24 protein-coding genes and 1 riboswitch are annotated in these 26,254 nt (G+C 74.0%); of the genes, 10 read left to right on the top strand and 14 right to left on the bottom strand.

Translation table 11 applies throughout. From position 1 onward, the window contains the following. Positions 1-71 precede the first annotated feature (71 nt). Positions 72-1,157, top strand: a complete 1,086-nt coding sequence (locus HB370_RS34400) for a M12 family metallopeptidase (protein ID WP_030786737.1) — start codon at positions 72-74, stop codon at positions 1,155-1,157. A gap of 105 nt (positions 1,158-1,262) precedes the next feature. Here HB370_RS34400 and HB370_RS34395 read toward each other — a convergent pair whose 3' ends face one another. The 10 genes from HB370_RS34395 to HB370_RS42740 all read right to left on the bottom strand — a co-directional run bounded on the left by HB370_RS34395 (position 1,263) and on the right by HB370_RS42740 (position 9,950). After that, the gene (locus HB370_RS34395; protein ID WP_030786740.1) at positions 1,263-2,087 is read right to left on the bottom strand and encodes a TauD/TfdA family dioxygenase; all 825 of its coding nucleotides are present in this window, start codon (positions 2,085-2,087) and stop codon (positions 1,263-1,265) included. Positions 2,088-2,141: 54 nt separating this feature from the next. Continuing rightward, positions 2,142-3,239: an LLM class flavin-dependent oxidoreductase gene (locus tag HB370_RS34390; protein WP_030786743.1), complete on the bottom strand. Its 1,098-nt coding sequence runs from the start codon at positions 3,237-3,239 to the stop codon at positions 2,142-2,144. Then, on the bottom strand, positions 3,236-4,624 hold the full coding sequence (locus tag HB370_RS34385; RefSeq protein WP_030786745.1) for an NtaA/DmoA family FMN-dependent monooxygenase: 1,389 nt from the start codon (positions 4,622-4,624) through the stop codon (positions 3,236-3,238). Before HB370_RS34385 ends, HB370_RS34390 begins: the two co-directional genes overlap by 4 nt. A gap of 21 nt (positions 4,625-4,645) precedes the next feature. Further along, positions 4,646-5,845 carry an LLM class flavin-dependent oxidoreductase gene (locus HB370_RS34380; RefSeq protein WP_030786746.1) on the bottom strand — a complete coding sequence of 400 codons (1,200 nt, stop codon included), beginning with the start codon at positions 5,843-5,845 and terminating at the stop codon, positions 4,646-4,648. Positions 5,846-6,004: 159 nt separating this feature from the next. Further along, positions 6,005-6,109 (bottom strand): putative leader peptide, encoded by a 105-nt coding sequence (locus HB370_RS42745; protein ID WP_348273528.1) that lies wholly within the window; start codon positions 6,107-6,109, stop codon positions 6,005-6,007. Positions 6,110-6,225: 116 nt separating this feature from the next. Then, positions 6,226-7,245: a transporter substrate-binding domain-containing protein gene (locus HB370_RS34375; protein WP_030786749.1), complete on the bottom strand. Its 1,020-nt coding sequence runs from the start codon at positions 7,243-7,245 to the stop codon at positions 6,226-6,228. An 86-nt stretch (positions 7,246-7,331) separates the two neighbouring features. Beyond that, positions 7,332-8,315 (bottom strand): amino acid ABC transporter permease, encoded by a 984-nt coding sequence (locus HB370_RS34370; RefSeq protein WP_030786751.1) that lies wholly within the window; start codon positions 8,313-8,315, stop codon positions 7,332-7,334. Positions 8,316-8,486: 171 nt separating this feature from the next. After that, positions 8,487-8,636: a hypothetical protein gene (locus tag HB370_RS34365; protein ID WP_157855604.1), complete on the bottom strand. Its 150-nt coding sequence runs from the start codon at positions 8,634-8,636 to the stop codon at positions 8,487-8,489. A gap of 32 nt (positions 8,637-8,668) precedes the next feature. Next, positions 8,669-8,779: riboswitch (SAM riboswitch) on the bottom strand. A gap of 77 nt (positions 8,780-8,856) precedes the next feature. Beyond that, positions 8,857-9,744 carry a glutathione S-transferase C-terminal domain-containing protein gene (locus HB370_RS34360; protein ID WP_030786754.1) on the bottom strand — a complete coding sequence of 296 codons (888 nt, stop codon included), beginning with the start codon at positions 9,742-9,744 and terminating at the stop codon, positions 8,857-8,859. A gap of 83 nt (positions 9,745-9,827) precedes the next feature. Further along, positions 9,828-9,950, bottom strand: coding sequence for a putative leader peptide (locus HB370_RS42740; RefSeq protein ID WP_342450982.1), 123 nt, complete (start codon positions 9,948-9,950; stop codon positions 9,828-9,830). Positions 9,951-10,079: 129 nt separating this feature from the next. On the opposite strand from HB370_RS42740, the gene HB370_RS34355 reads away from it, so the two are divergent. The 7 genes from HB370_RS34355 to HB370_RS34325 all read left to right on the top strand — a co-directional run bounded on the left by HB370_RS34355 (position 10,080) and on the right by HB370_RS34325 (position 17,304). After that, on the top strand, positions 10,080-11,249 hold the full coding sequence (locus tag HB370_RS34355) for an FAD-binding oxidoreductase (protein ID WP_030786757.1): 1,170 nt from the start codon (positions 10,080-10,082) through the stop codon (positions 11,247-11,249). After that, entirely contained in the window at positions 11,236-11,538 is a 303-nt protein-coding gene (locus HB370_RS34350; RefSeq protein ID WP_030786760.1) for a (2Fe-2S)-binding protein, read from the top strand. The genes HB370_RS34355 and HB370_RS34350 overlap by 14 nt, the downstream gene beginning before the upstream one ends. Further along, complete coding sequence (locus tag HB370_RS34345) at positions 11,531-12,934, top strand: NAD(P)/FAD-dependent oxidoreductase (protein ID WP_030786763.1); 1,404 nt, start codon at positions 11,531-11,533, stop codon at positions 12,932-12,934. The genes HB370_RS34350 and HB370_RS34345 overlap by 8 nt, the downstream gene beginning before the upstream one ends. A 66-nt stretch (positions 12,935-13,000) precedes the next feature. Then, positions 13,001-13,897: a dihydrodipicolinate synthase family protein gene (locus HB370_RS34340; RefSeq protein WP_030786765.1), complete on the top strand. Its 897-nt coding sequence runs from the start codon at positions 13,001-13,003 to the stop codon at positions 13,895-13,897. Positions 13,898-13,918: 21 nt separating this feature from the next. Beyond that, positions 13,919-14,920 carry a proline racemase family protein gene (locus tag HB370_RS34335; RefSeq protein WP_030786767.1) on the top strand — a complete coding sequence of 334 codons (1,002 nt, stop codon included), beginning with the start codon at positions 13,919-13,921 and terminating at the stop codon, positions 14,918-14,920. A gap of 53 nt (positions 14,921-14,973) precedes the next feature. After that, complete coding sequence (locus HB370_RS34330) at positions 14,974-15,666, top strand: GntR family transcriptional regulator (RefSeq protein ID WP_208974467.1); 693 nt, start codon at positions 14,974-14,976, stop codon at positions 15,664-15,666. A 177-nt stretch (positions 15,667-15,843) separates the two neighbouring features. Further along, positions 15,844-17,304 (top strand): amino acid permease, encoded by a 1,461-nt coding sequence (locus tag HB370_RS34325; RefSeq protein ID WP_030786772.1) that lies wholly within the window; start codon positions 15,844-15,846, stop codon positions 17,302-17,304. On the opposite strand, the gene HB370_RS34320 is transcribed toward HB370_RS34325, so the two are convergent. From HB370_RS34320 to HB370_RS34305, 4 genes are all read right to left on the bottom strand, one after another. Next, positions 17,284-18,585, bottom strand: a complete 1,302-nt coding sequence (locus HB370_RS34320; RefSeq protein ID WP_078637622.1) for a histidine kinase — start codon at positions 18,583-18,585, stop codon at positions 17,284-17,286. The two genes, HB370_RS34325 and HB370_RS34320, sit on opposite strands and share 21 nt — an antisense overlap. A gap of 43 nt (positions 18,586-18,628) precedes the next feature. Continuing rightward, positions 18,629-20,380 carry a cation acetate symporter gene (locus HB370_RS34315; protein ID WP_030786778.1) on the bottom strand — a complete coding sequence of 584 codons (1,752 nt, stop codon included), beginning with the start codon at positions 20,378-20,380 and terminating at the stop codon, positions 18,629-18,631. Then, positions 20,377-20,655, bottom strand: coding sequence for a hypothetical protein (locus HB370_RS41435; protein WP_342450983.1), 279 nt, complete (start codon positions 20,653-20,655; stop codon positions 20,377-20,379). The genes HB370_RS34315 and HB370_RS41435 overlap by 4 nt, the downstream gene beginning before the upstream one ends. Before the next feature lie 241 nt (positions 20,656-20,896). Further along, positions 20,897-21,418 (bottom strand): EF-hand domain-containing protein, encoded by a 522-nt coding sequence (locus HB370_RS34305; RefSeq protein ID WP_280117769.1) that lies wholly within the window; start codon positions 21,416-21,418, stop codon positions 20,897-20,899. 209 nt (positions 21,419-21,627) lie between these two features. On the opposite strand from HB370_RS34305, the gene HB370_RS34300 reads away from it, so the two are divergent. Next, positions 21,628-23,049 carry an NAD(P)/FAD-dependent oxidoreductase gene (locus HB370_RS34300; protein ID WP_030786786.1) on the top strand — a complete coding sequence of 474 codons (1,422 nt, stop codon included), beginning with the start codon at positions 21,628-21,630 and terminating at the stop codon, positions 23,047-23,049. Positions 23,050-23,468: 419 nt separating this feature from the next. Then, complete coding sequence (locus tag HB370_RS34295; RefSeq protein ID WP_078637623.1) at positions 23,469-26,021, top strand: SdrD B-like domain-containing protein; 2,553 nt, start codon at positions 23,469-23,471, stop codon at positions 26,019-26,021. Positions 26,022-26,254: the final 233 nt, after the last annotated feature.

Genomic DNA, 26,254 nt, shown 5'->3' with positions numbered 1-26,254 from the left:
GTTCTGATACAGGGCGACTTGAGTAGCCCTCGACTCAGGTGTGCGGCCGGGGCCGGCGGCACTCTGTTGGCATGACCCGACGCCTCTGCTCGCTTCCGCGGCAGCCGGTCCCGTCGTTCGCGGCGGAACTGACCGCCGAGCGGCTGGGCGCGCTGCTCGCCGGGCGGCGGATGTGGGTCAACGGCACGGTGCTGCACTACTGCTTCCTGGACGCCCGCACCGACGCCTCGGTCATCCCGGTTCCCGGGGCCGGGGAGCCGCGCCGGGTGCCGTGGGCGGGCGGTCAGGGGCAGCGGGAGGTGGTCCGCGACTGCTTCCGCGAGTGGCAGGACCTCGGCATCGGCGTCACCTTCGCCGAGGTCGCCGACCGGCACGAGGCGGAGCTGCGGATCGGGTTCCAGGCCGGTGCCGGGTCCTGGTCGGCGGTGGGCCGGGACGCCCTGTCGGCGGGCCGGGGCGAGCGCACCATGAACCTCGGCTGGGACGTGACCGCGCCCGGGGAGCGCGGGACGGTCCTGCACCAGATCGGGCACGCGCTCGGCATGGTGCACGAGCACCAGAGCCCGTACGCGGGGCTGCACTGGGACGACGAGGCGGTGTACGCGGAGCTGGCCGGCCCGCCGAACTTCTGGAGCCGGGAGACGACGTACACCAATGTGCTGGGCCGGCTGGACGCCTGCGAGGCGGGGGCCTCGGTGTGGGATCCGCAGTCGGTGATGACGCTGCCGCTCGGGCCGGGGCTGGTGCTGGAGCCGGAGCAGTACCGCGGGGGGCTGCGGCCGCCCGGCAGCCCGTCCCCGGCCGACAAGGAGTTCGTACTGCGCTGGTATCCGCCCGCCGGTCCGGCGGGGCCGGCCGCGCTGGTGCCGTTCCGGTCGGTGCCGCTCGGTCTCGGGCCGGGCGAGCAGGCGGACTTCGCCGTCGAGCCGCCGGAGACCCGCGAGTACACCGTGGGCACCTTCGGCGAGGCCGACACCGTGCTCGTGGTCTTCGAGGAGCGCGACGGGGAGCCGCGCTTCCTCGCGGGGCGGGACGACGGCGGCACGCCGGACAACGCCGCCGTCCGGGTCCGGCTCGTCAAGGGCCGCCGCTACACCGTCCGGGTCCGCCTGTACTCGACGTGGGGGTCGGGAGAGACGGCGGTCATGTGCTGGTGACGGCACACGGACGGCACTGAGGCCACAGTCCGGCACCGGGGGAACGGGCGCGGACGTCACCTACGGGGGAGGTGACGTCCGCGCCCACGCCGCGTTCGTACCCGCTCAGGACGCGGTGCGCAGCGGCTCCACGCCGATGACCTTGCGGTAGACGCGGGCGCCGTCACCGTAGTCGTCGACGGCGTAGTGCCAGGTGGCCTGGTTGTCCCAGAGCACGAAGTCGCCGGGCCGCCAGCCGAAGCGGATCGTGTAGTCCGGCGAGGCGGCGTGCCGCAGGAGGTGGTCGAGCAGGGCCCGGCCCTCCTGTGCGGTGACGCCGGTGAGCCCGAGCGCGGAGGAGCTGAGGAAGAGTCCCTTGCGTCCGGTGAGCGGGTGTTCGAGGACGACCGGGTGCTCGGTGGTGGTCTCGTCCGGGGCGGTCTTCCGGCTGCCCTGCGCGTAGTTCTCCGGGTTGCCGTCGTAGACCGCGTTGACGTCGGCGAGCAGCTTCTTGAAGGGCTCGGACAGGTCGTCGTAGGCCGCCTGGAGGTCGGCCCACAGGGTGTGGCCGCCGAGTTCGGGCACCTCGTCGTAGGTCAGTGACTCGATGGCGAAGGCGGGGGTGCGCCACAGGCCGCCGATGTGCCAGGTGCTGGCCTTGCCGGTGTGCCGCACGTTGTAGGGGTAGACCAGCGGGTGGTCCGGGTGGCGCTTGGCGGTGGGGTGGTCGAACGGTTCGGCGAACAGCCGGACCGCCTCGACGTGCTGTTCGGGGGTCAGGTGCTGATCGCGGAACACCAGCACCTTGTGGTCGCGGAAGGCCCCGCGCAGCGCGTCGGCGGTGGCCGCGTCGACGGGGCGGGTCAGGTCGACGCCGGATATCTCCGCGCCGATGCGCGGGCCGGTCCGGTGGATGACGAGACTGGTGCCGGGATCGGTGACGGTGGTCATGTCCATCTCCTCGGTACGAAGCTCAGGTGTGCGCGGATGCGGACGTGCGGCGGCTCAGCGGCCGGCCGGCACGGGGGCCGGTGCGGGCGCCGGGCGGGGGACGACCGGGGCCCAGGGGAACGGCGGGTCGGGGATGTGACGGCGCAGTACCGGGGCGACCTCGGACTGGAACAGTTCGAGGGAGTCGCGGTGGCGCGTGGGCGGCAGCCCGCCCGCGTCCGCCGCCACGTGCAGCACGGTGTGCCCGAACTCCTCGTGGTAGCGGTGCACTTTGTCGATCACCTGCTCGGGGCTGCCGATCAGGGCCGAGCTGCGGGCGACGAAGTCCTCCAGGGTCTCGAAGACCACGGGCAGGCCCGCCGCCCGCTTCATGGCCAGGTCGGCCTCGAAGACCGGGCGGTACGCCGTGAGCGCCTCCTGGGAGGTGCGGGCGACGTACAGTCCGGCCGTGCCGGCGCCCACCGCGAGGTCCGCCGGGTCGTGGCCGTAGTGTTCCCAGCGCTCCCGGTAGTGGCGGATCAGCGCGGCGTAGGGCTCGATGGGGTGGGTGACGTTCGCCGAGAACAGCGGGTCGCCGTAGCGTGCCGCGAGGTCCACGGACTCTTCGCTGGTGGCGCTGCCGTGCCAGACGCGCACCGGCCGCTGGTAGGGCCGTGGCCACACCTCGGCGTCCCTCAGCGGCGGCCGGAACCGGGTGTCGGCACTCACCTTGTCCTCGCGCCACAGCCGCCGGAACACCTCGTAGCTCTCGGCGTTGCGGGCCCACTGGTCCTCGGGGGTGACCTGGAACAGCTCGCGCTGCGCGGTGCCGTTGCCCTTGCCGATGATGAGGTCCAGCCGGCCGTCGGAGAGATGGTCCAGGGTGGCGTAGTCCTCGTACGCCCGGACCGGGTCGAGCAGGCTGAGCGTGGTGACGGCGGTGAACAGCCGGATGCGGCGGGTGAGCGCGGCGATGTGGCCCAGCACCACCGTCGGCGCGGAGGAGAGGAACGGCCGTTCGTGCCGCTCCCCCACGCCGAAGCCGTCGAAGCCGAGTTCCTCCGCCAGGATGGCGTCGTCCAGCACCTCGCGGAACCGTTCGTGCGCCGTCTTCAGCAGGCCGGTGGCGGGGTCCGGCCGGTGCACGATCAGCGTGATGGCGAGGAACTTCACGACGCGGCCCGCTCGGCGGGGGCGCCGGTGCCCCGGGCGGCGTCGGGGTGGGCGAGGCCCAGGTGGTCGCGCAGGGTGGTGCCCTCGTAGTCGGCGCGGAAGACGCCCTGTTCCTGGAGCAGCGGGACCACCTGGTCGGCGAACGGGTCGAGCCCGCCGGGGGTGATGTGCGGGACGAGGATGAAGCCGTCGGAGGCGTCGGCCTGGACGAACTCGTTGATGGTCCGGGCGACGGTGGCGGGCGAACCGATGAAGGTCTGCCGGTTGCCGGTGTTGATCACCAGGTCGCGGATGGACCACTTGTTGGCCTCGGCGAGCTCGCGCCATTCGCGGGCGATGGCGACCGGGTCGCGGTACATCCGCACCTGGGCGCGGCCCCGGGAGATGTGCTCCTCGGCGACGACCGGGTCCACGTCGGGCAGCGGACCCTCGGGGTCGTACGCCGACAGGTCCCGGTTCCACACGAATTCCAGGTGCCTGATCGCGGTGGCGCCGCTGACCTGCTGCCGGCGTACCTCGCGGGCGAGTTCGGCGGCCTCCTCGTCGGTGTCGCCGAGCACGAAGGTAGCGGCGGGCAGGATGAGCAGTTCCTCCGGGCGGCGGCCGTACTTGGCGAGGCGGGACTTGACGTCCGTGTAGAAGGCCTGGCCCTCCTTCAGGGTGGAGTACCGGCTGAAGATGGCGTCCGCGTCGGCGGCGGCGAACTCGCGGCCCTCGTCGGAGTCGCCGGCCTGGAAGATGACGGGGCGGCCCTGCGGGGAGCGCGGGACGTTGAACCGGCCCTGGATGTCGAAGTGCTGTCCCTTGTGCACGAACGCGCCGGCCCGGGCGTCCCGCAGGAAGGTGCCGGTGGCCTGGTCGGCGATGATCTCGTCGCCGTGCCAGGAGTCGAACAGCTCGTGCGCGGTGGCGAGGAACTCCTTGGCGCGGGAGTAGCGCTCCTCCTGTGGCAGGAAGCCGCCGCGCCGGAAGTTCTCGCCGGTGAAGGCGTCCCAGGAGGTGACCACGTTCCACGCGGCCCGGCCGCCGGAGAGGTGGTCGAGGCTGGCGAACTGGCGGGCCACCTCGTACGGTTCGTTGAACGTGGAGTTGATGGTGCCGGTCAGGCCGAGCCGGTCGGTGACGGCGGCGAGCGCGGCGAGCACGGTGAAGGTGTCGGGACGGCCGACCACGTCCAGGTCGTAGATCTTGCCCCCCTGTTCGCGCAGCCTCAGGCCCTCGGCGAGGAACAGGAAGTCGAACTTGGCGCGTTCGGCGGTCCGGGCGAAGTGCGCGAAGGAGCTGAACTCGATGTGGCTGCCGGCGGCCGGGTCGCTCCAGACGGTGGTGTTGTTGACCCCGGGGAAGTGGGCGGCCAGGTGGATCTGCTTCAGCGGCTTGCTCATGGTGGGGCGAGTCCTCCCGGCTCAGGCGGCGGTGGTGGCGTAGCGGTTGGCGGGGCGGGTGAGGCCGAGGAGGCCGCGCAGGGTCGTGGCGTCGTAGGCCGTGCGGAAGCGCCGGCGGCGCTGGAGTTCGGGCACCAGGTCCCCGGTGACGCGGGGCAGGTCGTGTCCGGTGACGGCGGGCCGCAGCCGGAAGCCGGTCAGCCCGCCGGTCGCCAACTCCTCCAGCAGGTCGGCGAGTTGTTCGGCCGTGCCGGTGAAGACGCGGGTGTCGCTGCGGTACGGCTCGCCCGCGAGGGTGTCGAGCCGGTCCAGCCGGGCCCGTGCCGCGGCCTCGCTGTCGTCGAGGAGGACGACGAGGTCCCCGAAGACGTGCAGTGGCTCTCCGGCGCGGCCGGCCGCCTGCTGCTCGGCGCGGATCTCGGCGACGATGGCGCGGGCCTGGTCCGCGTCGTGCGGGGTGACGTAGCCGATGTCGGCCTGGCGGGCCACCAGCCGGTAGGGGACCGTCTGGTGGGCCAGGGCGGTGACCAGCGGCTGGCCCTGCGGCGGGCGGGGGGTGATGGAGGGGCCCTTGACGCTGAAGAAGCGGCCCTCGAAGTCGATGTAGTGCAGCTTGTCCCGGTCGATGAAGCGGCCGGTGGCGGCGTCCCGGATCTCGGCGTCGTCCTCCCAGCTGTCCCAGAGCCGGCGGACGACCTCCACGTAGTCGGCGGCCTCGTCGAACAGTTCGGTGATCGGTTGGCCCCCGTCGGGGGCGTCGGTCCGGCGGATGGTGCGGCGGCCGAAGTGGGCGGCCTCGTCGGGGCGGGCGCTGATCCGCACGCGCAGGCCCGCGCGTCCGGCGCTGACGTAGTCGAGGGTGGCGATCGCCTTGGAGATGTGGAACGGCTCGGTGTGCGTGGCCACCACGGTCGGGACCAGGCCGATGTGCCGGGTGAGCGGGGCGACGCGGGAGGCGATGAGGACCGCGTCGAGCCGGCCGCGGACCTGGTCGGTGCGCTCGTCGGGCTCGTGGCGCCGGGAGGACTGCGGGCCGAGGCCGTCCTCGATGGTGACGAAGTCGAGCAGACCGCGTTCGGCCTCGGTGATCTGGTCGGCCCAGTAGCCGGCGCTGAACAGGTCCCGGGGGCGGGCCACGGGCTCGCGCCAGGACGCGGGATGCCAGCCGGTGCCGTCCAGGGCGACGGCGAGGTGCAGGGGTGCGGAGGGAGTCGGCGACACGTCGGTGCCTTCCTTGATGTCCGTACGTCGGTGAGCGGCGCGCGGCCGGGCGCGGGCCGGGGTGCGCGCGGCGGGGGCCGTGGCGCACGCGGCGCGGGCCGGGCGGGCGCGCGGGAGCGGAAGCGGGGGAAGCGGCCGGGCCGGGGGGCCGGGCGGAGATCAGTGGCGACAGAGCGCGGCGGACACGCGCTGGAGGTCTATGTGCGGCCGGGAGTGCAGCCGGACGGAGCGGTACGGGCGCGGCGGTCGGGTCCGTTCGGGCACCCGGGTCACGGCCGTCACCTCCCTCCGTCGGTCGCGGCGGGCCGGTGCGGCGTCCGCCGGGTGGATCTCGTCACGACTTGCAACACACCGCCGCCGCGGGTTGTTCCCGGGCCGGGTCAGGAGTTGTCCAGGGGCAGGCCGGGCGGGTTGATCTCGGCCTTGGGCACGGCTTCGCTCGACAGGTTGTAGGCGGCGAGCCACTTGCCGTACTGCCCGTGTTCGATCAGGTAGTTGAGGGCGTCGGCGAGCGGCTTGGCAAGCCCGCTGTCCTTCTTGGCGGTGGCGGCGATCAGGCCCTGGACCGTCTCGCCGGCGCCGGAGAAGGTGCCGGCGCTGCGGGTGGGGTCGGGGGTGTGCGCGGTCTGCCTCGTGCGGTAGGCGACGGCGGGGTTGGGGCCGAGGTAGGCGTCGACCTTGCCGCCGCGCAGCGCCAGGTTGATGGCGTTCTGGTCCGGGAAGTACTTGACGGTGAGCTTCTTGCCCTCCTTGGCCAGCCGGGCCTTCCACTCCAGCAGGATCTTCTCCTGGTTGGTGCCGGCGCCGACGGTGACCGTCTTGCCGGCGAGGTTGCGGTAGTCGCCGTCGAAGTTCCAGGTGCTCTTCTTGAGTACCTCGAAGGCCAGGTCGTCCTTGCGGTAGGAGGCGAACTCGTACTTCTTCTTGCGTTCCTCGGTGACGGTGACGTTGGAGAAGGCGACGTCGTTCTTGCCGCTGTCGATGCCGACGAAGAGGTTCTCCCAGGTGGAGTTGCGCAGTTCGGGCTTGAGGCCGAGCACCGCGGCCACCAGCCGGCCGAGGTCGGGTTCGGAGCCGGTGAGGGTCTTCTGGTCGCTGCCCACGAAGTTCAGCGGTGCGGAGCCGGAGGGCAGGCCGCCGATGCCGATGACGAGCTTGCCGCTCTTGCGGATGGAGGCGGGCAGCTCGGCGCTGATGGACTTGACCTCGGAGACCTTCAGTTCGACCGGTTCGGCGGCTCCGTTGGACAGCTGTCCCACGGTCACCGTGCCGGCCCGGCCGCCGGTCGTGGCGGCGTCGCTGTCTCCCCCGCAGGCGGCGAGTGAGCCGGCCAGGGAGAGGGTCGCGGTCGCCGCGGTGAGGCCGCGCAGGAGCCGGCGTCGGGAGAACTGGCTGGGCATGGCTGTCCTTGTCGTTCGGGTGTCGGGGCGTGGCGGGGCGGAAGGTCGTGGGGCGGGCGCGGGCTCCTCGGGGGTCCGCGCGGCGGTCATACGGCGGCTTCGCGGCGCAACCGGGCCCGGAAGTCCGCGAGTCGGGCGCGCAGCCGCTGGAGCGGGGTGGGCGGCAGGGTGCGGGTGGCGCCGCGGGCGTAGTACCGCTCGACGTAGAACTGGGCGACGGAGACGGCGCTGGTCAGGATCAGGTACCAGACGGTGGCGACCATCAGCAGCGGCACCACGTCGCCGGGGTAGGTGTTGCCCATCGACTGCACCACGCCGAACAGGTCGAGCAGGGAGACGTAGAAGACCAGGGACGTGCTCTTGATCAGGCCGATCAGCTGGTTGACGTAGTTGGGGGTGATGGACCTGAGGGCCTGCGGGAAGACGATCCGGCGGAACCGGTGGCCCCGGGGCAGGCCGAGCGCGGCGGCGGCCTCGTGCTGGCCCTGGTCGACGGAGAGGATGCCGCCGCGGACCACCTCGGCCGCGTACGCCGCCTCGTTCAGGGTGAGGCCGACGACGGCGATGGTCATGTCGGTGGCCAGCCGGGACTCGTCGAAGGTCACGAAGGCCGGGCCGAACGGCACCCCGAGGCTCAGGGTCTTGTACAGGGCACTGAAGTTGTACAGGAAGATCAGCACCACGATCAGCGGGACGGAGCGGAACAGCCAGGTGTAGGTCCAGCTGACCGCGCGCAGCACCGCGCTGCCGGAGAGCCGGCCGAGCGCGAGCAGGACACCGCCGAGGAGCCCCAGTACGGCGCTGAGCGCGGTGACTTCGAGGGTGACGAGGAGCCCGTCGAGGACGGCGGGGCGCAGGAACCAGTAACGGAAGCGGTCCCACTGGTAGAAGGGGTTCGTGACCAGTCCGTGCAGGATCTGCGCGAGCAGGACGAGGACGACGGCGGTGACGGCCCACCGGCCGGGTCGGCGCTGCGGCTGAACTCGCGGCGCCTCGCGCTTCTCTGACGGTCTGTCGGCGGTGGCGGGCGCCTCGGCGAGGGAGACGGCGGCGCCTGGGGGTTCACTCATGAGGGGCTCCGGCGGGGTCGGACACCCCGGGCCGCGGCCGGGCGGACGCGCGCCGCGACGGCTCTGGGGCACGGGGCGGCGCACGGGCCGGCGCTAACCGGGGGCTGGGCGGACAACGGCACACCGGGCGAGCGGGGTGTGCGGCGGGAACGCGAGGGCGATGAGGAGCGGTCAGCCCTGGCGGCGGGCGATGCCCGGCACGGTACACAGCGCGCTGTTCACACGGAGCAGATCGACGGCACGGTCCGCGACCAGGAGACCGGCGTACGACGGCATGCGGCCCTGGGGGCGGCTCGGGGCCGTCCTGGAAGCTGCGTACATGGCGTCACCTGTCACTGTCGTGGCCCCGGGGAGCCTCGCGCTTACCGAATGCGTCGTCCGGTCCGGTCGTCACCTGGGGCACCCCACCGCGGTGCGAGGGTTGCCGGTCAGCGAGCCAGGGCTTGGCGCTGACGCTCATGACCGTTCTGAGCCGTAAGTAAGGCAGTTGACCGTTCGAATGTCAACGCCCGTCCGCCCAGTGGACCCCGGCGGACCGCCCTCACCTGCGGCAGGCGCCCGGGGTGTGCGCGGCGTGGCTCGCCCAGTCCAGGATCTGGACGGCGGCTCCGGCGGCCTCCAGGCCCTGGCAGCGGCCGTGGTGGCGGCGGGCGATGCCGTCGAGGTCGAGATGGCGGCCGAAGGCCGGGTGGGCGGCCAGCCGGCGGGCGTAGGCCCACAGCGCCCGGTGTCCGGCCACCCGGTGCACGGCGGAGGCGTCGAGGTGGCAGCGGTGGACGGTGTCGAGCTGCACCAGGGTCACCCACAGCTCGATGTCGGCGGCGGTGAGCCGGCCGTCGGCCAGGTACTCCTCGCCGCTCAGCCGGCGTTCCAGCCGGCTCAGGGTGTCCAGCAGGGTGTCGAGCGCGGCGGCCCGCTCCCCCGGGTCGGCGCCCGCCCGGCCGGCCCGCTGGGCGGCCTCCTCGATGCCCTCGGCGCACATCCGCTCCACCGCCTCGATCACGGACTCCAGGCCCGCGGGGTACAGGCCGGCGCGGTCGTCCGGGCGCAGCAGGTCCAGGTCGCGCAGGATGTCGGGGGTGTGGGTGCTGACGATGCGTCCGGACCAGTCGTCGCTGAGCACGGGCTCGTGGGCGGGGCCGGTGTAGTGGTGGGCGCTCGCCTCGTACAGCGGGCGCAGCGCCGTGTGGCCGCCGTCGGGACAGTCGGGGACGGCCGGCAGGAGGGTGACCGGACAACGGGTGTCCAGGCCGAGGAGGCTGTGGCCGACGGCGAGGCGCAGCCCGTCGGGGCAGGCGGTGGACAGGTGGAGCCGGTAGCGGTGCGGCACGGCGTAGTGGCCGCTGCGCGCGTCCCGGCCGATCCGGCCCCGGAACAGGGGGGCGGGGCGGTGGGCGGGCCGGACGGCGGCGAGCGGAGTGATGGACATGCGTCTCCCCGGGTGGTGGGCGTGCGGACGGGCGCTCCGGCACGGGCGACGGCCGGCCGGCGGGGGCCGAGGGGCGGCCCGGTTCAGCGGTGGCGGCTGATCGCGCTGCAGACACGCTGGAGGTCGATGTGACGGCGGGAGGTGAGCAGGGGCGCGCGCGACGGGGTCCGGTCCGTTCGGCCGGTGCCCGGTGCGAGGCGCGCCATGATTTCCTACCTGTTCACTAGGATTCCCTCCCTGGAGTGTCGATCGGGCTCGATACGACGTCAAGGGGGCGTCCACGCACCGGAGTCGGGGGTCTCCTCATGGTGAGAAACATGTGACATAGTACTGCCGTGGCGAAGCGGCTGACCTGCGATGTCGTGGTCGTCGGAGCCGGGATGGCGGGCGCGGCCTGTGCGCTGTACGCCGCCCGGGCCGGCCTGGAGGTACGGGTGGTGGACCGGGGCGCGGTGGCCGGCGGCACCACCGGAGCGGGCGAGGGCAACGTCCTGGTCTCCGACAAGGAGCCTGGCCCGGAGCTGCGACTGGCCCTGCTGTCGGCCCGGTTGTGGAACGGGCTGGCGCAGGAGCTGGGCGCCGCGGTCGAGTACGAGCCCAAGGGCGGCCTGGTGGTCGCCTCGACGCCCGGCGCGCTGGCCGCGCTGCGGGACCTCGCCGCCCGCCAGCGGTCCGCCGGCGTCACGGCCGTACCGGTGGCGGCCGACCGACTCCCCGACTTGGAGCCGTACTTGGCGCCGGGGATGGCGGGCGGGGTGCACTATCCGCAGGACGCCCAGGTCATGCCCGCGCTGGCCGCCGCCCATCTGCTGCGCGCCTCCGGGGCCCGGCTGCACACCGGCCACACGGTGACCGGGGTGCTGCGCGGAGCGGGCGGCGCGGTGTACGGCGTCCGCACCGACCGGGGGGACATCCACGCCCCGGCGGTGGTGAACGCGGCCGGCGTCTGGGGCGGCGAGCTCGCGGCGCTCGCCGGAATCCGGCTGCCGGTGCTCCCCCGGCGCGGTTTCGTCCTGGTCACCGAGCCGCTGCCGCGCCGGGTCCGGCACAAGGTGTACGCCGCGGACTACGTGGCCGACGTGGCCAGCGACTCGGCCGGGCTGCGCGCCTCGCCGGTGGTGGAGGGCACGGCGGCCGGGCCGGTGCTGATCGGCGCCACCCGGGAACGGGTGGGCTTCGACCGCTCGCTGTCGCTGCGCGCGGTCCGGGCCCTCGCCGCCGGGGCCGTCGGGCTGTTCCCGTTCCTCCAGCGGGTCCGCGCGCTGCGGACGTACGCGGGCTTCCGGCCGTATCTGCCCGACCATCTGCCGGCGATCGGCCCCGACCCCCGGGTGCCCGGCCTGTTCCACGCCTGCGGACACGAGGGCGCCGGCATCGGACTCGCCCCGGCCACCGGGCTGTTGATCGCGCGGGCGCTCACCGGCGAGGCGCCGGAGCTCGACCTCACGCCGTTCCGGCCGGAGCGGTTCGACACACAGGGAGGAAACGACGGTGAATCCCCTTGAGCCGACGCGGGCCCGGCCGGGCCCGGTCCACACCGCCACCTTCGACGGCCGGCCCCTGCGGGCGCTGCCCGGTCAGACGGTCGCGGCGGCGCTGTGGGCGGCCGGTGTGACGGCCTGGCGCGGCACGCGGGGCACCGGCGAGCCGCGCGGGGTGTTCTGCGGCATCGGGGTGTGCTTCGACTGCCTGGTGACCGTCAACGACCGCACCGGCCAACGGGCTTGTCTGGTGCCGGTGCGCCCGGGCGACGTGATCCGCACCCAGCGGGGGACGGGCCGGGACGATGACTGAGCGCCCCCGCCTCGCCGTCGTCGGCGCGGGCCCGGCCGGTCTCGCCGCGGCCCTGACGGCCGCCGCGCAGGGGGTCCGGGTGCTCCTGGTCGACGCGGCCGACCAGGCGGGCGGGCAGTTCTACCGGCAGCCGGCCTCCGGTCTCGGCGCCCGCCGCCCCCACGCCCCGCACCACCGGTGGCGCACCTGGGAGCGACTGCGGACCGGCCTCGAACGGCACCGCGCGGCGGGCCGGATCACTCATCTGACGGACCATCATGTGTGGTGCGTAACGCGCGGGACCGAGTCCGGCTCCCGCGGGTTCACCGTGTACGCGCTGCGCGGCCCCGGGCAGGAGGAGGGCGTCACCGTCCGCGCCGACGCCGTGCTTCTCGCCACCGGCGGCTACGAGCGGGTGCTGCCCTTCCCCGGCTGGACGCTGCCCGGGGTCGTCACGGCGGGCGGGGCGCAGGCCATGCTCAAGGGACAGCTGGTGCTGCCCGGACGGACGGCCGTGGTCGCCGGGACCGGGCCGCTGCTGCTGCCGGTGGCGACCGGGCTGGCCGCGGCCGGTGCCCGGGTGGCGGCGCTGGTGGAGTCCGCCGGTCCGGCCGCGCTGTCCCGCCGGCTGCCCGCCCTGGCCGCGAAGCCCGGCAGGCTCGCCGAGGGCGCCGGGTACGCGGCCCGGCTGCTGTGGCACGGGGTGCGCGTCCTGCCCCGGCACACGGTCCTGGCGGCGCACGGCACCGAACGAGTGGAGGCGGTGACGGTGGCCGCGCTCGACCGGGCCGGACGCCCGCGGCCCGGCACCGCCCGCCGGGTGCGCTGCGACACCCTCGCCGTGGGCCACGGACTGCTGCCGCACACCGACCTGGCCGAGACCCTCGGCTGCGCCCTGTCCGGCACCGCCGTACGGGTCGACGCCGAGCAGCGCACCGACGTGCCCGGCGTCTGGGCCGCCGGGGAGGCCACCGGGGTCGGCGGCGCGGCGCTCGCGCTCGCCGAGGGGCGCATCGCCGGGCACTCGGCCGCCGCGCGGCTGTACGGCACCGCCCCGGACCCGCGCCGCTGGGCGGCCGCCGACCGGGCCAGGACGCGGGCGCGCGCGTTCGCCGCCGCCCTGGACGCGGTGTACGCCCCGCCCGCGGGCTGGGCGGAGCGGCTGCCGGACGAGACGGTGGTGTGCCGCTGCGAGGAGGTCACCGCGGGGCGGGTGCGCGAGGCGGTCGGCACGCTCGGCGCCGGGGACGCGCGCACCGTGAAGCTGCTCACCCGGGCCGGGATGGGCTGGTGCCAGGGCCGGATGTGCGGACCCGCGGTGGCCGGTCTGACGGGCTGCCCGCTCGATCCCGGACGCCGGCCGTTCGCCCGGCCGGTACCGCTCGGCGTCCTGGCCGGACTGCCGGATACCGAGTAAGCCGTGGCAACAGTGCCATATCACACCTCACCAAGAGGGTTACCTGCCGAGAATGGGGGACTTCCGATGTCCGACCTTCCGCGCCGCCCCTGGCACGGCGTCCTCGTCGCCACCGCACTGCCCTTCCGCGACGACCTCTCGGTCGACCACGACCGCTACGCCGAGCACTGCGCCTGGCTCGTCGCGAGCGGCTGCGACGGCGTCGTACCGAACGGCTCGCTCGGCGAGTACCAGGTGCTCACCCCCGAGGAGCGGGCCCGGGTGGTGGAGACCGCCGTGGCCGCGGTCGGCGGGGAACGGGTGATGCCGGGCGTGGCCGCGTACGGCTCCGCGGAGGCCCGCCGCTGGGCCGAGCAGGCCGGCGCGGCCGGCTGCGCGGCGGTGATGCTGCTGCCGCCCAACGCCTACCGCGCCGACGAGCGTTCCGTCCTCGCCCACTACACGGAGGTCGCCCGGGCCGGTCTGCCGGTGGTGGCCTACAACAACCCGGTCGACACCAAGGTCGACCTGGTGCCCGAACTCCTCGCCCGGCTGCACGGCGAGGGGCTGGTGCAGGCCGTCAAGGAGTTCTCCGGTGATGTGCGCCGCGCCTGGCGGATCGCCGAACTCGCCCCGGAACTCGACCTGTTGGCCGGTGCCGACGACGTACTGCTGGAGCTGGCGACGGCCGGCGCCAAGGGCTGGGTGGCCGGCTACCCCAACGCCCTGCCCCGCGCCTCGGTGGAGCTGTACCGCGCGGCCGTGTCCGGCGACCGGGCCACCGCGCTGCCCCTGTACCGGCAGCTGCATCCGCTGCTGCGCTGGGACTCCAGGACCGAGTTCGTCCAGGCGATCAAGCTCTCCATGGACCTCGCCGGACGGTACGGCGGCCCGGTGCGCCCGCCGAGGGTGCCGTTGCTGCCCGAGCAGGAGGCCGAGGTCCGCGCGGCCACCGGGAAGGCCCTGGCCGCCGGGCCGGCCTGACGAGGGGAAGGAGGCCGGAAGATGCGCAGCAAGCTCGTCCTGCACGCCGTCGACTCGCACACCGAGGGCATGCCGACCCGGGTGATCACCGGCGGGATCGGCACCGTGCCCGGCGCGACGATGAACGAACGGCGGCTGTACTTCCGTGAACACCGCGACCACGTCAAGCGGTTGCTGATGAACGAACCGCGCGGCCACTCCGCGATGAGCGGCGCCGTCCTGCAGCCGCCGACCCGCCCCGACTGCGACTGGGGCATCATCTACATCGAGGTCTCCGGCTATCTGCCGATGTGCGGTCACGGGACGATCGGGGTGGCCACCGTCCTGGTCGAGACGGGCATGGTGGAGGTCACCGAGCCGGTGACCACCATCCGGCTGGACACCCCGGCGGGGGTCGTGGTCGCCGAGGTCGCGGTGGCGGACGGCGCCGCGCGGAGCGTGACCCTGCGGAACGTGCCGTCGTTCGCCGCCGGACTGGACCGCGAGGTCACCCTGCCGGACGGCCGGACCGTCCGCTACGACCTCGCCTACGGCGGCAACTTCTACGCGATCCTGCCCGTCGACGCCCTCGGGCTGCCCTTCGACCGCGCCCGCAAGGACGACATCCTGGCGGCGGGGCTGACGCTGATGCGGGCGGTCAACGAGCAGGACGAGCCGGTCCATCCGCAGGACCCGTCCATCCGCGGCTGCCACCACGTCCACCTGTACGCGCCCGGCGCCACGGCCCGGCACTCCCGGCACGCCATGGTCATCCACCCGGGCTGGTTCGACCGCTCCCCCTGCGGCACCGGCACCTGCGCGCGCATGGCGCAGCTGCACGCGCGCGGTGAACTCCCGCTGCGCACCGAGTTCGTGAACGAGTCCTTCATCGGCACCCGGTTCACCGGGCGGCTGCTGGGCACGACCGAGGTCGCCGGGGTGCCGGCCGTGCTGCCCAGCTTCACCGGCCGCGCGTGGATCACCGGGACGGCACAGTACCTGCTGGACCCGGACGACCCGTTCCCCGAGGGGTTCGTCCTGTAGCCTCCCCCGGGCTCCTCCCCCGCCCGCCGGTCTCCTCTACACTCACCCCGGTGATGCGTGACATGGCACAGAACACGCGCGACGCGGAGCTGTCCGCCCTCCCCCGGCTCGGCGGGCGGCGCAGCAGTTACCGCGAGCGGGTCGCGGACGCCCTGCGCGCCGCGCTGATCGCGGGCGAGCTGCGGCCGGGCGAGGTGTACTCGGCGCCCTCGCTGGCCGCCCGGTTCGGCGTCTCGGCGACGCCGGTACGGGAGGCGATGCTCGACCTGGCCAAGGAGGGACTGGTCGACACCGTGCCCAACAAGGGGTTCCGGGTCACCGTCGTCTCCGACCGGCAGCTGGACGAGTACACGCAGATCCGGGCGCTCATCGAGATCCCGACCGTGACGGCCCTGGCCCGCACCGCGGACCGGGTCTCGCTGGAGGCGCTGCGCCCGGCGGCCCGGGAGATCGTCCAGGCCGCCGCGGCGGGCGACCTGATCGCCTATGTCGAGGCGGACACCCGTTTCCACCTCGGCCTGCTCGCCCTCGCGGGCAACGCGCACCTGGTCGAGGTCGTCGCCGACCTGCGCAAGCGCTCCCGGCTGTACGGGCTGACCGCGCTGGTCCGGGCGGGCCGGCTGCTCGCCTCCGCCGAGGAGCACCTGGAGCTGCTGGACGCCCTGCTGGAGCGCGACGAGCAGGCCGTCGACGCGATCATGACCCGGCATCTGGGTCATGTGCGCGGGCTGTGGGCGGCGGACTGACCGCGACCGGCGCCGGACATCTGGCGGCGGGAGGTCCGCGCCGCGACGTTTTTTGCGTGATCAAGCGGCCCGCACGGAACAAAAAACGGCGATTTTGAGCCAGATCGGCGCATCCCCGACCATGGAGCCCGTCCCGGTGATCCCGGGAACATCCGTTCCATGAGAGGCGCACCACCCATGCACAACACCGGAACCGTCGCACGGTCGGCTCCGGCCTCCGCGGAGACTCCCGCGGCGCCGCCCACGGTTCCCGCCGAGGACCCGCACGGCGACGCCGGCCGGCATGCCCGCCGGTTCGGCCTGCCCGTCGCCACCGCGCTGGTCATGGGCAACATCATCGGCGGCGGCATCTTCCTGCTGCCGGCCTCCATCGCCCCCTACGGCACGGTCAGCCTGGTCGCGTTCGTCGTGCTGACCGTCGGCGCCATCGCGCTCGCCCTGGTCTTCGGCCGGCTGGCCGCCCGGGACCCGCGCACCGGCGGCCCCTACGTCTACGCCCGCGAGGCGTTCGGTGACTTCGCCGGCTTCCTCGCGGCCTGGTCGTACTGGATCACCACGTGGGTGTCGAACGCGGCGCTCGCCGTCGCCGCCGTCGGCTACCTGGACGTGCTGATCCCGGTCAACGACCACCGCTGGACCGCCTGCCTGGCCGCGCTGGTCCTCCAGTGGCTGCCCGCCCTGGCCAACTTCGCCGGCACCCGGTACGTCGGCGCCGTCCAGCTGGTCTCCACCGTGCTGAAGTTCGTACCGCTGCTGCTGGTCGCGGTCGGCGGGCTGTTCTTCTTCGACCCGGACCGGCTCGGGCCGTTCAACGCGAGCGGGCACGGCGCGGTCGGCGCGGTCTCCGCCTCCGCCGCCCTGCTGCTCTTCTCCTACCTCGGGGTGGAGTCCGCCGCCGTCAGCGCGGGCGAGGTCAAGAACGCCCGCCGCAACGTGGGCCGCGCCACCGTCATCGGCACCGCGGGCGCGGCGCTGGTGTACCTGCTGGGCACGGTGTCGGTGTTCGGCACGGTCGCGCACGACCGGCTGGTGTCCTCCAGCGCGCCGTTCTCGGACGCCGTGAACACGATGTTCGGGGGCAGCTGGGGCGGTACGGCGGTGGCGCTCGCCGCACTGGTGTCGATGACCGGCTGCCTCAACGGCTGGACCCTGCTCAGCGCCCAGACGCCGTACGCGGCGGCGCGCGACGGACTGTTCCCGAGCGCCTTCGCCCGCCGGCGGCGGGGCGTGCCCACGGTCGGCGTGGGCGTGACGGTCGTCCTCGCCTCGCTGCTCACCGTCTACAACTACTTCTCCGGCTCGGCCAAGGTCTTCGACGTCCTGGTCCTGGTCACCACGTTCACCGCGACGGTTCCGTATCTGCTGGCCACCGCCGCGCAGATCTTCCACCTCGTGGCCGGGCGGCCCGGGCAGGTCGACCGGGGGCGGCTGGTGCGGGACTCCGTGATCACGGCCGTGGCCGCCGCGTTCTCCGTCTGGCTGATGGCGGGCGCCGGGTACGCGGCGGTGTACCAGGGTGTGCTGTTCCTGTTCGTCGGGATCATCGTCTACGCGGTGATGGCGGCGCGCCGGCAGCGCGGGCGGGCGCAGGCGGGCGGGACGCCGACGGCCGAGGCCTCAGCGGTCGAGGCGGCGTAGCCCGCCGTCCCCCGGCTCCGCGACCCCCGGCACCTCGGTGTCCGGGGGTCCGGTGTTCACGGGACCGGTGTCCGCGGGCGGGGTCTCCTGGGGCGTGCTGTGAACCCCGGGCCGGTACTTGGGGACGCGGAGGGTGACCTTCATACCGGCGCCGACGCCGGTCTCGATGACCAGGCCGTGCTCGTCGCCGTAGACCTGGCGCAGCCGCTCGTCCACGTTGCGCAATCCGATGCCCGCCGTCGGTCCGTTCTCGCCGCGCAGGATCCGGCGGAGCCGGCCGGGCTCCATGCCCACCCCGTTGTCCTCGACGGCGATCCGGGCCGTCGCCCCCTCGTCGTGCGCGGTGATCGTGATCCGGCCGCGCCCGGCGTTGCCCTCCAGCCCGTGCTTGACCGCGTTCTCCACCAGGGGCTGGAGGCAGAGGAAGGGAACGGCCACCGGCAGCACCTCGGGGGCGATCCGCAGGGTGACCTCCAGCCGCGGCCCGAACCGGGCCCGGACCAGCTCCAGGAACTGCTCGACGGCGCGCAGTTCCTCGGCCAGGGTGGTGAACGCGCCGTGGCGGCGGAAGGAGTAGCGGGCGAAGTCGGCGAACTCCAGCAGCAGCTCGCGGGCCCGCTCGGGGTCGGTGCGCACGAAGGACGCGATCGCCGCCAGGGAGTTGTAGACGAAGTGCGGGGAGATCTGCGCCCGCAGCGCCCGGATCTCCGCCTCGATCAGCCCGGTGCGGGTCCGGTCGAGGTCGGCGAGTTCCAGCTGGACGGAGACCCAGCGCGCCACCTCCTCGGTGGCCCGCGCCCCGGACCCCGGCTCCCCCGCGCCGAGCACGACGAGGGCGCCGGGAACGCGCCGGTCGACGGTGAGCGGCGCGGCGGCACCCCAGCGCACCGGGCAGTCCGGGTCCGGGCAGGCGACGGCGAAGGTCTGCGCGCGGCCGGTGGCCAGCACCTGGCGGACCCGCTCCAGGGCCGCCTCCGCGTGGTGCCGGCCCGGTCCCTCCCAGGCCAGCAGCCGGTCCTCGGCGGTGAGCCCGAGCGCGGCCGTGCCGAACAGCGGCCGCAGCCCGCGGACCGCCTTGCGGGCGGCGTCCGGGGTGAGTCCGGCGCGCAGCGGGGGCGCGGCCACGGACGCGGTGTGCAGGGTGCGGAAGGTGGCGCGTTCCACGGGGGTGCCGCGGTCCGGGCCGCCCCGGGCCGCCCGGCGGGCCAGCAGGCGTCCGGTGGCGAGCCCGGCGGCGAAGAGCAGCGGGGCGCCGGCGGCGAGCAGGGCGAGGCCGTTCACGGGCGGGTGCCGTGGGCCGCGTACCGCCGGTACCGGTGGGTCGTCATGGCGTCGTCACTCCTCGGCGGGTGCTGGGCAGGTCCCGGCCGGCCGGGTGTTCGGGCAGGTGGAGGCGGGCCATGGCGGCCTCGGTGCCGGGCGGTATGCGGTCCCGGGTGGCCAGGGACACCAGGATCATGGTCAGGAAGCCGAGCGGGACGGACCACACGGCGGGCCAGGCGAGCAGGGAGTGCGCCCAGCCGCCGGCCGGTGGCCCGGCGATGGTGAGGGTGACGGCGGTGAGGGCGCCGCCTCCGCCGGCGAGGAGTCCGGCGATCGCGCCGGGCGGGGTCAGCCCGCGCCACCAGATGCCGAGCACCAGCAGCGGGCAGAAGGCGGAGGCGGCCACGGCGAAGGCGAGTCCCACGGCGCCGGCGACGGGGAGCTGGCCGGCGGCCACGCTCACGGTGCCGGGTACGGCCACCGCGGGCAGCGTGGCGAGCCGGAAGCGGCGGACGCCGAGCGAGGGCAGCACGTCCTGGCTGAGCACGCCCGCGACGGACAGGGTGAGCCCGGAGGCGGTGGACAGGAAGGCGGCGCAGGCACCGGCGGCGATCAGCGCGCCGAGCAGATCACCGGCGGTGCCGCCGAGCAGCCGCTCGGGCAGGACGAGGACGGCGGCGTCGGTGTTGCCGGTGAGCAGCAGGTCGGGGGCGTAGAGCCGGCCGAGGAGGCCGTAGAGGGGCGGCAGCAGATAGAAGCCGCCGACGAGGGCGAGCACGATGACGGTGGTGCGCCGGGCGGCGCGGCCGTCGGGGTTGGTGTAGAAGCGGACGAGGACGTGGGGCAGTCCCATGGTGCCGAGGAAGGTGGCGCAGATCAGCCCGTACGTGGCGTAGAGCGGGTGCTCCTCCTCGCCGCCGGACAGCGGCGCCGCCCAGCCTGCGGCGCCCGGCCCGCCGTCGCCGGGCACGCGCTCGGGCACCGGGGTCCCGGGCGGGAACCGCAGGGTGGTCCCGGCCCGGATCTCGTGCACCCCGGGGTCCAGCGCCAGCGGGGCCCCGTCGTAGGCCCTGCCGTCCACGGCACCGCTCGCCACGGCCCGCAGCGGCGCCTCGATCCGCAGCCGTACGGTGCTGTCGACGGTGACCTGGGTGTGCCGGCGGAAGGCCGGCGGTTCCTCCAGGGCGCCGGCGGGGCGCGGGTCGCCGTGCCAGGCGAGCAGCAGGAACAGCGCGGGTACGAGGAGCGCGGTCAGCTTCAGGCAGTACTGGAACGCCTGCACGAAGGTGATGCCGCGCATGCCGCCGGCGGCCACGGCCAGGGTGACGACGACCGCGACGAGCAGACCGCCGAGCCAGTGCGGCGCGCCGGTGACCAGGCCGAGGGTGAGGCCGGCGCCCTGGAGCTGGGGCAGCAGGTAGAGCCAGCCGACGCCGACGACGAGCACTCCGGCGACCCGCCGGGCGGCGGTGGAGCCGAGCCGTGAGTCGGCGAAGTCGGGCAGGGTGTAGGCGCCGGAGCGGCGCAGCGGGGCGGCGACGAACGCGAGCAGGACGAGGTAGCCGGCCGCGTAGCCGACGGGGAACCAGAGCATCTGGACGCCCTCGGCGGCGACGAGCCCGGCGATGCCGAGGAAGGAGGCGGCCGAGAGGTACTCCCCGCTGACCGCCATGGCGTTGAGGTACGGCGGGACGGTACGGGAGGCGACGTAGAAGTCGGACGTGGTGCGCGAGACACGCAGCCCCACCGAGCCGATCACCAGCGTGGCCAGGACCGCCGCCGACACGGCCACGATGCCGTACGTCTGGTTCACCCGGCGGCTCCGGACGCCCGGCCCCCGTTCACCGCCCGGGCCCCTTCGTCCCGTTCCGCGGCGTCCCGTTCGTTGCGCTCGGCCCGCACGACGTACCACCGGCCGATGACGACGAGCACGGGGTAGGCGCCGACGCCGAGTACGGCCCAGACGAGCAGCGCGCTGCCCGGCCGGACCGCCGGGTCGGGCAGGGTCGCGAAGACGAGGGGCAGCGGCCCGATCACCGCGACGAGCATCCCGAAGGCCAGGACGCCGAGCCGGAGTTGACGGCGCATCAAATCCCTGAGTGCGGCGGTGTCCTGGGGGCTCGTCCGGGCGGGGGGAACCGGCCCGGGGGCCGGGCGGGACGTCCGGGGAGCCCCCGTGACCACTTCACGTCGGGGAGTCCCGGGTCCACCCATGCCGCGCCCTCCGGCCCGCGAAGATCACACGTCGCAGTGGAGTGTACGCACCCCAAAACCAAAGGGACAGCTCCCGGCCGGCGCCGGTCACCGGCGCCACCGGGTCCCCGTCCCGTCAGGAGCGGGTACCGAGCGCGGGCCCGGCGCCGTAGGCCGCGGCCATGGGGGAGCTGCCGGTGGTGACGAAGTCCCGGATGCCCGTCAGGTAGGCGTCGCGGTCGATCAGTCCGTCGTGGTCGGTGTCGAGGGCGTCGAACGCCGCGCCGGCGTCGGTCTCGGCGTTCCCCGCCGCCGTGCGCAGCCGGGTGAACGCGGCGCGGTCGAGGTGTCCGTCGGCGTCGGTGTCGGCGAGGTCGAACAGGGAGCCCAGGGCGGGCCGGCAGGAGCGCTCGAACGCCTCGTGCCCGACCCACGCGCGGTATTCCTCGAACGTGACGCGTCCGTCGCCGTCGGCGTCCATGTCCCTGAAGACAGCCTCATGAGCGGCCCGGGAGGCGGCGACGACCGGATCTCCGGCGTCGCGGCCCACGGCGGCCGCCACCCGGTCGACCCGCGCGAGGTACTCCTGGTGGGTGATGGCGCCGTCGCCGTCCACGTCCAGCATCGCGAAGATCCGGTGTTGAGGTGAGTCGGCCACTGTGCTTCCTCCTGCTGCGTCCACGACTGAGGGCCGTCAAACTACCCTTGCGGACACGGCGATTCCGCGGATCCGCCGGACCGCCACCCGGCCGGGTGGCGCACGGCACGCAGTTGCGAGCGGTCGGCCGCTCGGCGGCACCGGACGCTCGTGGTCTGGGTGCGGAACTCGGCCCGTACACCGGCCCGTACAGGAGAGGAAGTGGTCGGATGACCACCGCGGTCGTGGTCGGCAGCGGGCCCAACGGGCTCGCCGCCGCCCTCACCCTCGCCGCTGGGGGCGTACGCGTCCGGGTCGTCGAGGCCGCGGACGTCCTCGGCGGCGGCGTCCGCTCCGCCGAGCTGACGCTGCCCGGCCTCGTGCACGACGAGTGCTCCGGCATCCATCCGCTGGGGCCCGGCTCACCGTTCGCACAGCGGTTCGACCTGGCCGGGGCCGGGCTGACCTGGCGCTGGGCCCCGGCCGAGTTCGCCCACCCGCTCGACGGCGGGCGCGGCGCGGTGGCGGTCCGGTCCGTCGCCGCGACCGCCGCCGGGCTCGGCGCGGGCGGACCGGGGTGGCGGCGCACGTTCGGCCCGCTCACGGAGCGGTTCGGCACGATCAGCCAGGAGTTCCTGCGGCCGGTGCCGCACCTCCCGCGCCACCCGCTCCACCTGGCCCGTTTCGGCGCCTGCGCCGGGCTGCCGGCCACCCTGCTCGCCCGCCGCTTCGGCTCCCCCGAGGCCCGGGCCCTGTGGATCGGCGTGGCGGCGCACGCCTTCCGCCCGCTGGGCACGCTCGCGTCCTCGGCGATCGGGGTCGCCATGGTCATGGCCGCGCACGCCTGCGGCTGGCCGGTCGCCCAGGGCGGTTCGGCCGCGATCCGGGACGCGATCGTCCGCCGCGCGGCCGAGTACGGCGTCGCGTTCGAGACGGGCCGCCGGGTCACCTCCCTGGCCGAACTGGGCGACCCCGACCTGGTCATGCTGGACACCTCGCCGTCGGCCGCCGTCCGCATCGCGGGCGGCCGGCTGCCGGCCGGGGTGCGCCGCGCGTACACCCGGTACCGGCACGGGCCCGGCGCGTTCAAGGTGGACTACGCCGTCGAGGGCGGTGTGCCGTGGGCCCACGAAGGCTCGCGCCTCGCGTGCACCGTGCACCTCGGCGGCCAGGTCGCGGAGATCGCCGCCGCGGAACGGGACGTGGCGGCCGGCCGGATGCCCGAGCGGCCGTTCGTGCTCGTCGGCCAGCAGTACCTCGCCGACGAGTCCCGCTCGGCCGGCGACGTGCACCCCCTGTACACCTACGCCCATGTGCCGGCCGGCTACACCGGCGACGCCACCGAGGCGATCACGGCGCAGATCGAGCGGTACGCCCCCGGGTTCCGCGACCGGGTCCGGGCGACGTACGTGCGGTCCACCACGGAGCTGAGCCGGCGCAACGAGAACCATGTCGGCGGTGACATCGTGGCCGGTGCCAACGACGCCCGGCAGCTGGTGTTCCGGCCGCGCGCGGCGCTCGACCCGTACGCCACGGGCATCCCCGGGGTCTACCTCTGCTCCGCCGCGACCCCGCCCGGGGCCGGCGCCCACGGCATGTGCGGGTACAACGCCGCGCGCCGCGCGCTGGCCTGGCTCCGAAAGGTCTCGTAGCCCTGACCGGACGGTACGGAGCCGATAACCGTGAGGGTGTTCGGGAATGCGGATCCTCGCGCATGTGGGGAGTTCTGGTGGTAACGGCGAGATCCCCATGGATAGAATGTCGCGCGCCGCTCGCGATGGCGGTCGGCGAGGTCGGTGGTGGGGGCGAGGGAACCGTGTTCGAGCTGCGCAGACTCCCGGCGTTCGAGCTGCGGAAACTCCCGGCCCCGGGCGGCCCGGCCCAAGAGCCTGGACGCGTGTTCGCTTTTTTCGGCCCGCACTCCTTACGGCTCACCCGCGATATCCTCCGGCGATCACCATAAAGCGGCCCACGCACAGCGGCGCGGGCCCTTTTTCTTTGCCTAGGGGGCTTCGTTTTCCAGACACGGGGACTTCGTTTTCAAGACAGAGGAAGTGTGGAGTGTGATGCCATGAACCGAGTCGGCAGAGACTCGCGCCGGGCGGCCGGGGGGCTCGCGAAGCCGCTGGCGCGCACCGGCTTGTCCCTCCTCTTACTGGCGGGCGCCGCCGCCGGGGTGACGACCGGAACGGCCACCGCAGCGCCCGAAGACGGCACGCTGACGGTCCAGGTACTGCGTGACTTCTTCGGCACCGGCGTGATCAACACGGCGATGGACGTGCCGCAGCGGGGCATCAGGGTGGAGGTCTCCGATCCCGCCGGGCACCGGGTTGCCGGTGTCACGGACACCACCGGAAAGGTCGTGGTGTCGGGGACGAACGCGCTCGACGGCGGCCGGTACCGCGTCGACGTCAGCGTCCCGGAGCCGTACCGCCGTTATCTGCGGGCGGCGCCCGCGTCGACGGCGGAGAACCACTTCGACAGCTTCACGTCGTTCGTGGACGTGTCGGACGGGAAGGACGCCTCGGTGGTCACCGGGGTGTGGGACCCGGCCGACTACGCGCTGCCGGACACCCGGTACTTCGTGCCGGTCCACAACGGCCCGAACGGGAACGACAAGCGGGCCTTGGTGGCGTTCGGGACGGAGGTCCGGCGCACGTGTCCCACCGACGCGGCGTGCCCGACCACGCTGGCCACCCAGGACCAGGTGGGTACGACGTTCGGCCTGGCGTACGACACGTACCGGACCCGGCTGTTCCAGAGCGCGTTCGCCCGCCGGTACACCCCGTACGGGCCGCAGGGCGGAAACGCGATCTACACGGTGCCCGTCGACGGCTCGGGTGCCCCGAAGCTGTTCGCGCGGGTGCCGGACGCCACGGTGACGCGGCACGACACCACCAACATGATCAAGGACGCCGGGTTCACCGACGCGCCCGGCAAGGAGAGCATCGGCGGCCTGGCCCTGTCGGAGGACGGCACCACGCTGTACGCGGTGAACCTGCGGACCCGCAGCCTGGTGAGCTTCGACGCGACCGGGGCCACCGCCTCCGCGCCCAAGTCGACGGTCCCGATCCCGGACCCGGGGTGCGCGAACCGCGCCGACTGGCGGCCGTTCGGGCTCCAGACCCACGACAACACGCTGTACGTCGGCGGTGTGTGCAGCGCGGAGAGCACGCAGAAGCGCGAGGACCTGAAGGCCGTCGTCGCCACCTTCGACGGCAAGCGGTTCACCACGGTGCTGAGCCACCCGCTCACGTACGAACGCGGCAGCGTCCACGGTACCGGCGACCGGGCCACCCACTGGAACCCGTGGAACACCAGCCTGGACACGTGGGACGACCGGAAGGCGCACAACAACAACTTCATCGATCCGCAGCCGGAGCTGGCCTCCCTCGCCTTCGCCCGGGACGGCTCGATGATCCTGGGCTTCCGCGACCGGTTCATGGACGTGCTCAGCTGGGGTGGGCTGGACCCCCGTCCGGGCAAGGACTATCCGGAAACCGCCATGTCCGGTGGTGACATCACCATGGTCTGCGCCACTCCCACCGGTGAATACCAGTGGGAGGGCACCGGGAGCTGCCCCAGCAACGCCACCCCCGCCAACAACGGCGGCCAGCCCGCCGATGTCGTCGAATACTTCCCGGGAGACTCCTTCGCCAACACCCACCAGGAGACCTCGCTGGGGTCGGTGGCCTACATCCCGCAGCAACAGTGGGTCGTCAGCACCGAGTTCGACCCGGTCGAGCACGTCGCGACCTCGGGGACCGGGTACTTCGACATCACGACCGGTCAGGGCCCGGGCAACGCCCCGAAGGAGAACGGATACCAGTTCGTCAGCGCGGACCAAGGCGGGTTCGGCAAGGCCGGCGGGCTCGGTGACATCGCGTACGCGGCGGCGAACGCGCCGATCCAGATCGGCAACGTCGTGTGGTTCGACGGCGACCACAACGGGATCCAGGACCCGGGGCACGTACTGCTGCCGGGGGCGACGATCAACCTGCTGGACGCGGACGGCGAACAGGTCGCCACGACCAGGACCAACGCGGCCGGAGAGTACTACTTCGGCGGTGTCGGCGCCGCGTACCAGCTCACGCCCGGCGCGAAGTACACGGTGCAGTTCGACGTGTGCACCGCGGACACCAGCCAGGTGCCCGAGCAGCCGGCGGCGAGCGAACTGCGGTTCACGCTCCCGCGGGCCGGTGACAACCGTGCGCACGACTCCAATGTGACCCCGCCGACCACCGGGGAGCTGTGCAACGGCTACGCGCCCGTGACCGCTCCTGACAAGCCGGGCGGCGTCGACCACACCATCGACGCCGGGGTGTACATCCCGAAGGAATCCCCCAGCCCCAGCCCGACCCCGACCCCCAGCCCGACTCCGACACCGACACCGACGCCCGTCCCGAGCTCCCCGCCGGCCTCGTCTCCCGTCCCGACGCCGCCGTCGTCACCGGTGCCGCCGGCCAACCCGGCCCCGGGCGGCGGGGGCGGGGGCGGGGGCGGTTCGATGGCGAACACCGGTATGTCCGGCGTGCCGACGCTGATCGGCCTCGCCGGTCTGCTGGTGGGCGCGGGCCTGGTCATCGCGTTCGTGACCCGGAGTCGTCGCGTCCGGCAGCACTGAACGCACCGCGCCACTGAACACACCGCACCACAGTGATCCGCCCGTCCGCGATACGCCCGTCCGTGATCCGGACGGCGCCGACGGGCGGATCACGTCCCGGCCGGCCCGGCGAGGGCCGGCCTTGGTGTCGTCCGCCAGCACCCCGCCCGGCCGGGGTGGTGATGATCGAGAGGGTGAAGCAGCCAAGTGCCCGTGTCGAACCGCGTGCGCGGCGGGAGAATCCGGCAGGCCCC

The sequence above is a fragment of the Streptomyces sp. DSM 40868 genome (genome assembly GCF_011820545.1).
GTDB classification, from domain to species: domain Bacteria; phylum Actinomycetota; class Actinomycetes; order Streptomycetales; family Streptomycetaceae; genus Streptomyces; species Streptomyces eurythermus.
Note: the sequence above shows the minus strand (reverse complement) of the source record. Positions and strands in the feature narration are given on the sequence as shown.